5 protein-coding genes are annotated in these 6,100 nt (G+C 67.4%); 2 read left to right on the top strand and 3 right to left on the bottom strand.

All coding sequences use genetic code 11. The annotated features are described in order from the left end of the window. Positions 1-209 precede the first annotated feature (209 nt). Positions 210-863, bottom strand: coding sequence for a phosphatidylcholine/phosphatidylserine synthase (locus tag D7V77_RS39345; RefSeq protein WP_120581342.1), 654 nt, complete (start codon positions 861-863; stop codon positions 210-212). 140 nt (positions 864-1,003) lie between these two features. On the opposite strand from D7V77_RS39345, the gene D7V77_RS39340 reads away from it, so the two are divergent. Both D7V77_RS39340 and D7V77_RS39335 read left to right on the top strand, forming a co-directional pair. Then, on the top strand, positions 1,004-3,571 hold the full coding sequence (locus tag D7V77_RS39340; protein ID WP_120581341.1) for an acylase: 2,568 nt from the start codon (positions 1,004-1,006) through the stop codon (positions 3,569-3,571). 370 nt (positions 3,572-3,941) lie between these two features. Continuing rightward, complete coding sequence (locus D7V77_RS39335; protein ID WP_120581340.1) at positions 3,942-4,394, top strand: DofA protein; 453 nt, start codon at positions 3,942-3,944, stop codon at positions 4,392-4,394. Between the two features lie 75 nt (positions 4,395-4,469). Here the strand turns inward: D7V77_RS39335 and D7V77_RS39330 are convergent, their stop codons facing one another. After that, the gene (locus D7V77_RS39330; protein ID WP_120581339.1) at positions 4,470-5,303 is read right to left on the bottom strand and encodes a ThiF family adenylyltransferase; all 834 of its coding nucleotides are present in this window, start codon (positions 5,301-5,303) and stop codon (positions 4,470-4,472) included. An 11-nt stretch (positions 5,304-5,314) separates the two neighbouring features. Then, positions 5,315-6,031 carry a class I SAM-dependent methyltransferase gene (locus D7V77_RS39325; protein WP_120581338.1) on the bottom strand — a complete coding sequence of 239 codons (717 nt, stop codon included), beginning with the start codon at positions 6,029-6,031 and terminating at the stop codon, positions 5,315-5,317. Positions 6,032-6,100: the final 69 nt, after the last annotated feature.

Raw genomic sequence — 6,100 nt, 5'->3', positions numbered from 1 at the left:
GTATAAGAGACAGTCCCTCCCCGCCTCGCCCAAAAGCCTTGAAGCCGCGAACGCGGCCACACCTTCCGGGTGTGGCCCTCGCGGATCAGGTGGCGAAGCTAGGCACCCACCCCGGGACTGCCAACCGCCTCACCGTGGGAAAAACAGGGGAACTGCCCTCCAGAACGTCCACTGGATGGCACCACCCCCGCCCACCCCGGCGGAAGACTTCAGAATTTCGGAATCCGCAACGTCTTGCTGATCATCGCGCTGCCGCTGACCACGTAGAGCAGCGCCAGCGGGTGCAGTTGGAGCGGGCCCAGGTTCCACACCCCGCCCCACAACGCGTCTCCAATGCGGCCCTGCCAGGTCGCCACCGCCAGCACCATCACCAGCACCAGGCTGGTAGGGATGGGGGTGCCCTCGAAGTACTTCACCTTGCCGGTTCCGTCGGACAGCTCCGCGGACGTGACATTGAAGCGCGCCAGGCGGCTGATGCCACACGCGACGAAGTAGAGCAGCGCCGCCACGTCCAGGTTGCCGCGCAGGCCCACCGCGAACGCCAGCGCCGCGGGCGCCATGCCAAAGGAGATGACGTCCGCCAGCGAGTCCAGGTCCGCGCCCAGCGGCGACTTGCGGAAGCGCCACCGGGCGATGCGGCCGTCCGCCACGTCCATCGCCAGCGCCACCGGCATCAGGCAGAACGCCACCCACAACCAGCGTGGGTTGTTGGTGGCCAGCGACTGCATGGCCGCCAGGATGGCCCCGGCGCCGGAGAAGCCGTTGCCGAGCGTGACGAAGTCCGCCAGCACGAAGGTGCGAATCATGGAGAAGTGGCGGCGCTGGCGGCGCGCCGCGGGCGGCGACGAGGGCTCGGACGTCATGGCTCACATGTAACACACACCGTCTTTCCGGCTTTCCCAAACCCACGACGCAACGCATCCGTCCGTTTCGTCTCCGTGGAAAAGTCAAATCCCAGAAACATTGACCGGCGAATCGCCACCTTCCTAGTCTCCGGGCCGCCATGCCCGAGCACATCCCCGATAATCTTCCTCCTCGCGGTGGGTTCCGTTCTGTCCGGACCCGCCGTCTTTCTTTCTCCCTCATCGCGTCCCTGGCGCTCGCCGCGTTCAGCAGCGGATGTGACGACAAGGAGCCGGTCGACCCGACTCCGACGCCGACCACTCCGAAGTACACGGCGAAGATCAAGCGCACGTCGTACGGCATTCCGCACATCACCGCGGACAACTACGGCAGCCTGGGCTTCGGCCAGGGCTATGCCTTCGCGCAGGACCACGTCTGCACCCTCGCGGATCAGGTCCTCAAGGTGCGCGGCGAGCGCGCGCGCTACCTGGGTCAGGGCGCGGGCAACAAGCACGTGGGCAGCGACCTGGCGTACCTGGCCATGGACCTGATGGGGCGCGCGGAAGCGGCCTTCCCCACCCTGTCCCAGGAAATGCAGGACATGGTCACCGGCTATGTGGCCGGCTACAACAAGTACCTGCAGGACACGCCCCCGGAGGCCCGTCCCACCGAGTGCGCCAACGCGGCCTGGGTCAAGCCCATCACCCCGGTGGACCTGCTGGCGTACAACACGGACCTGACGCTGCTGGCGGGCATCAACGCGCTGGCGCTCACCATCCCGTCCGCCACGCCCCCCACCGTGGGCGCGCAGTCCGTGGACCCGAAGCAGGCCGCGCTGCGCCCGCGGATGCCGTCGCTGGAGGAACTCCAGCGGCTGAAGCTGGCGGACTTCGGCAGCAACGGCTGGGCCCTGGGCGGTGAGCGCACCGACAACGGCAAGGGCATGGTGATGGCCAACCCGCACTTCCCCTGGGAAGGCGAGCTGCGCCTGTGGGAGAGCCAGCTGACCGTGCCGGGCCAGATGAACGTCTACGGCGTGGGCCTCATGGGCGTGCCGGCGGTGCTCATCGGCTTCAATGACAACCTGGCCTGGACGCACACGTTCTCCGCCGGCCAGCGCGCGACCATCTACCAGGTGCAGCTGGTCCCGGGGAAGCCGACCGTCTACAAGTACGGCACCGAAGAGCGCCAGATGACCTCCAAGACCTTCACCATCCTGGTGAAGCTGTCGGAAGGGTCGCTGACGAACTACACGCAGACCGTCTGGTTCAGCCACTACGGCCCGATGATCGCCTTCCCGGACTCGGCCGCCCCGGCGGGCTTCCCCCCCGGCGCGCTGGGCTGGAACAGCCAGACGGCGCTCACGCTGCGTGACGCGAACATCGACAACACCAAGTTCCTGGACCAGTTCCACGGCATGAACAAGGCCAAGACGCTGGCCGAGTTCAAGAGCGTCTACGCCACCGAGCAGGGCCTGCCCTGGGTGAACACCATGTTCGCCGACAAGGACGGCAACGCCTGGTACACGGACGCCACGCCTACGCCCAACCTCACGAAGGACGCGTACACGAAGTGGGCCACCGAGGCGAACACGCCCGCCCTCAACGTCACCTACGGCATCTTCCAGGCCCTGGGCTTCGTGGTGCTCAACGGCAGCGATCCGGCCAATGAGTGGCAGGTGGAGCCGGGCTCGCGCAGCCCCGGCCTCGTGCCCTTCGCCAAGGTGCCGCAGCTGGAGCGCAAGGACTTCGTCTTCAACGCGAACGACAGCTACTGGCTGGCCAACCCCGCCGCGCCGCTCACCGGCTTCTCCCCGCTGCACGGCTTCGAAGGCGTCGCCCAGTCGCCGCGCACGCGCATGAACGCCAAGGTCCTCACGGAGGCCACGGCCACCGGCGCCTCCGGCGCGGACGGCAAGTTCAGCTTCGACGAGCTGAAGACGGCCGTGTTCAGCAACCGCAGCTCCATGGAGGAGCTGCTGCGCGCGGCCGTCGTGGAGCGCTGCACGGGCAAGACGACGGCGACCTACAACGGCACCGCCGTGGACATCAGCCAGGCCTGCGCGCTGCTGGCCGGCTGGAACGGGCGCTACGACCTGGACCAGAAGGGCGCGTTCATCTTCCGCGAGTTCCTGGGCGCGTACACCGGCGCGCAGCTGGTCAACAAGGGGCCGCTGTTCGACGTGGCCTTCGACCCGGCCAACCCCATCGCCACGCCCAACACCCTGACGCCCGCGCCCGCCACGGGTGACGACCCGGTGCTGGTGAAGCTGGCGCAGGCCGTCTTCACCATCAACCGCTCCGGCAACGCGCTGGACAAGACGCTGGGCCAGGTGCAGTTCACCACCCGCTCGGGCACCGCCATCCCCCTGCACGGCGGCATGCACCGCGAGGGCATCACCAACGTGATGTCCTACGGCGCCGCCCGCACCACGGTGTTCGACTTCGCCCAGCCCCACACGGCCACGTACAACGCCAACACCCTGCTGGCGAAGGAGGGCTACCCCATCAACAACGGCAGCTCCTTCATCATGGCGCTCCAGTTCACCGACGCGGGCCCCAACGCCAACGCCGTGCTGACCTACAGCCAGTCCGGCGACCCCAAGTCCCCGCACTACGCGGACCAGACCCTGCGCTACTCCCAGAAGCAGTGGCGCCCCATCCTCTTCACGGACGCGCAGATCAACGGCGACGCGAACCTGGTGGAGACCACCGTCTCCGGCGGGTAACCGCTTCCGCTTGAAGACCTGAAGTCTCTTGAAGGCCCCGGGAGCCACCGTGCTCCCGGGGCCTTCTTGTTTTCATGGGGAATCGCCGTTGAAACTTGTTACATGGAACGGAATAGGCAGACAGGGCGGGCAGCCCTGGCGTCTGGGTTCAGCATCCAACAGCTGACATCCAAGGGGGCCTCCGAGGCGAACACACAGTCCGTGACGCCGTCAGGGCCGAGCCGATGTGTCGTCTCAGCAATGTCAGCCTCCAGGGCTAGTTTCTTGACCGCGGCTGAAGAGCAGGATGTCCCATAGGCCCAGGGAGAAAGCCCGGACGCGTACCGACCGGGACGGCCGCTGGGTCCGACACGAAGGAGTCGCGAACGCCATGGCACTTCCGGTCTACAAGACAGACGTCATCGACAAGGTGTTCTTCCTGCGCTGGGACGCTCCACCGACGCCGGAAGAGATTCAGGCGGTGTTCCAGAAGATGCAGGCCGCCTACCAACAACATCAGCAGCAGCCGCTGGTGCTGGTGACAATCGCGGGAGCGAAGTCCGCGGTCCCCAACAGCGAACAGCGGCGGCACCTGTCCAACATGCTGTCGGACGCGCGGGCGCTGTTCTCCGAAATCCACGTCATCATCGAAGGCAACGAGCTGCAGCACAACCTCCAGCGCGTCATCGTGTCGGGGATGCTCATCGTCACGCGCACGTATGACGACCAATTCATCCGCGTGCACAAGAACGCGGACGGGGCGGCGGGCTTCATCGCCCGGCGGCTGGGCGTGGATGGAACGCAGCTGGTGAACGAAGCGCGGTCGCGCGGCGTGGTGATGTAGTCCCCGGGGGGATTCGGGGGCCCTTCAGAAGGGCCCCCGGCCCCGGAGAGAGAAGCCTTCGCGCGGGCGACCTTTTCAGCCCCTCGCGCCCTGCCCCACCGGGCGGGCCGGACGGGTGGCGCTGACGGAGCCGCGCACGTAGCGGTGGTCGAAGAGGTCCACGTAGAGGTACTCGGGCCAGGACACCATCGCGCGAGCCCCCAGCATCACGCCTCGCATGATTTCACTCACCATCAGCCCCGCGGCGGTGGTGGCGCCAATCACGCACGTGGGCGCGTGGCCCTTTCCCTGGTAGCAGGCATCCATGTACTCCTGGAGCATGTAGCTGCCCAGGTGCGGGATGATCTTGGGCAGGTCGATGCGGCCGTCCGGGAGGATGAAGAGCTCCTCGTAGAGCGGCGCGTCCGGCTGGAAGACGTGCAGCGCGGCGCCAAAGCCCAGCATCAGCCCGGTCATGATGGGGATGCCCATCTCCCGGCACGTCTGGTGGAGCGACTCCTTGGCGCGGGCCCCCGCGATGTCGATGACCTCCACCACGTAGTCCACCGGCGGCAGGCCGCCCAGGCCCTGGAGCACGTGCGCCACGTTGGCGTCGGTGATGCCCTCCTTCAGCTTGTGCACGCGCAGGTCCGGGTGGATGTCCCGGCACATGCGCTCCACCACGTCCACCTTGTGCTGGCCCAGGGTGCTTTCAAAGCAGCCAATCTGCCGGTTGATGTTGTGGCGCTCGTAGACGTCGAAGTCCGCGAGCGTCAGGCAGCCGAAGCCCAGGCGCGTCAGGTCCACCGCGCACTGGCCTCCGGCGCCGCCCACGCCGGCGACGAGCACGTGGGTGCTGGCGAGCTTGTCCATGGTCTGCGGGTGGAGGACGCCCAGGTTGCGCTGGAAACGGGGGTTCACGTTGCTCATGGAAGGGCTCCCTACTTGCGCATGCAGACGTAGAAGTTCTCGCCGTAGTAGTCGTCGCCGTCGGCCACCAGCGCCTCGCTGAAGCCCACCTTCTCCAGCAGCTTCACCGCCTGGTCCGTGTCCAGGAAGGTGACCATCTCGTTGGGGTCCGTGGTGAGCCGCTGGGCGCAGGTGCGGTGGTGGTTCACCGCGCGCTGGAGGCTCTCCGTCCAGCGTCCCTGGGACTCCCATTCCCGGATGGAGTTCTTCAGCACCAGCTCCAGGTCGGGCCGGGGCCGCTTGTTGCTCGTCATGCACAGGACGCCGCCGGGCTTCAGGTGCGTCCAGGCCTCGCGCAGCACGGCCTCCGGGTCCTTCACGTAGAAGAGGACGTTGTTCATCACCACCGCGTCCGCGGCCCCCTCCACCTCCAGGGGAAAGGTCGTCACGTCCCCGGGCAACAGCGTCCAGCGGGCGCGCACCGCCTCCGGCTCCTTCGCGCGGCGGCGCACCGCCAGGGCCAGCATGGCCTGGTTGTTGTCGAAGCCGACGACGCGCTGCCCACGCCGTACCAGGGGCTCGCTCACGAGCCCCGTGCCACACCCCGCGTCGATGACGTAGGAGCGCTCCCGGGTGTCGCGGAGGATCTTCTCGCGCTGCCGCTGGTAGCACGGCAGCTCGGGGATCATTTGATCGTAGCTGTGCGCGAAGTCGTTCCAGATGTTGTCGACGAAGACGGTCTCGGGCATGGGTCCTCCCCCTCCGAGGGGAGTCAGGGTGAGACCCGATGTTGTCTCCCGTCCCACCGCCCCCGGGCC

Source organism: Corallococcus sp. CA041A (genome assembly GCF_003612075.1).
Taxonomy (GTDB): Bacteria; Myxococcota; Myxococcia; order Myxococcales; family Myxococcaceae; genus Corallococcus; species Corallococcus exiguus.
Note: the sequence above shows the minus strand (reverse complement) of the source record. Positions and strands in the feature narration are given on the sequence as shown.

Bases quoted from the DNA above. Each gene is read 5' to 3' on its own strand.
- D7V77_RS39345 (WP_120581342.1), bottom strand. From the start codon at position 863: ATGACGTCCGAGCCCTCGTCGCCGCCCGCGGCGCGCCGCCAGCGCCGC.
- D7V77_RS39340 (WP_120581341.1), top strand. From the start codon at position 1,004: ATGCCCGAGCACATCCCCGATAATCTTCCTCCTCGCGGTGGGTTCCGT.
- D7V77_RS39335 (WP_120581340.1), top strand. From the start codon at position 3,942: ATGGCACTTCCGGTCTACAAGACAGACGTCATCGACAAGGTGTTCTTC.
- D7V77_RS39330 (WP_120581339.1), bottom strand. From the start codon at position 5,303: ATGAGCAACGTGAACCCCCGTTTCCAGCGCAACCTGGGCGTCCTCCAC.
- D7V77_RS39325 (WP_120581338.1), bottom strand. From the start codon at position 6,031: ATGCCCGAGACCGTCTTCGTCGACAACATCTGGAACGACTTCGCGCAC.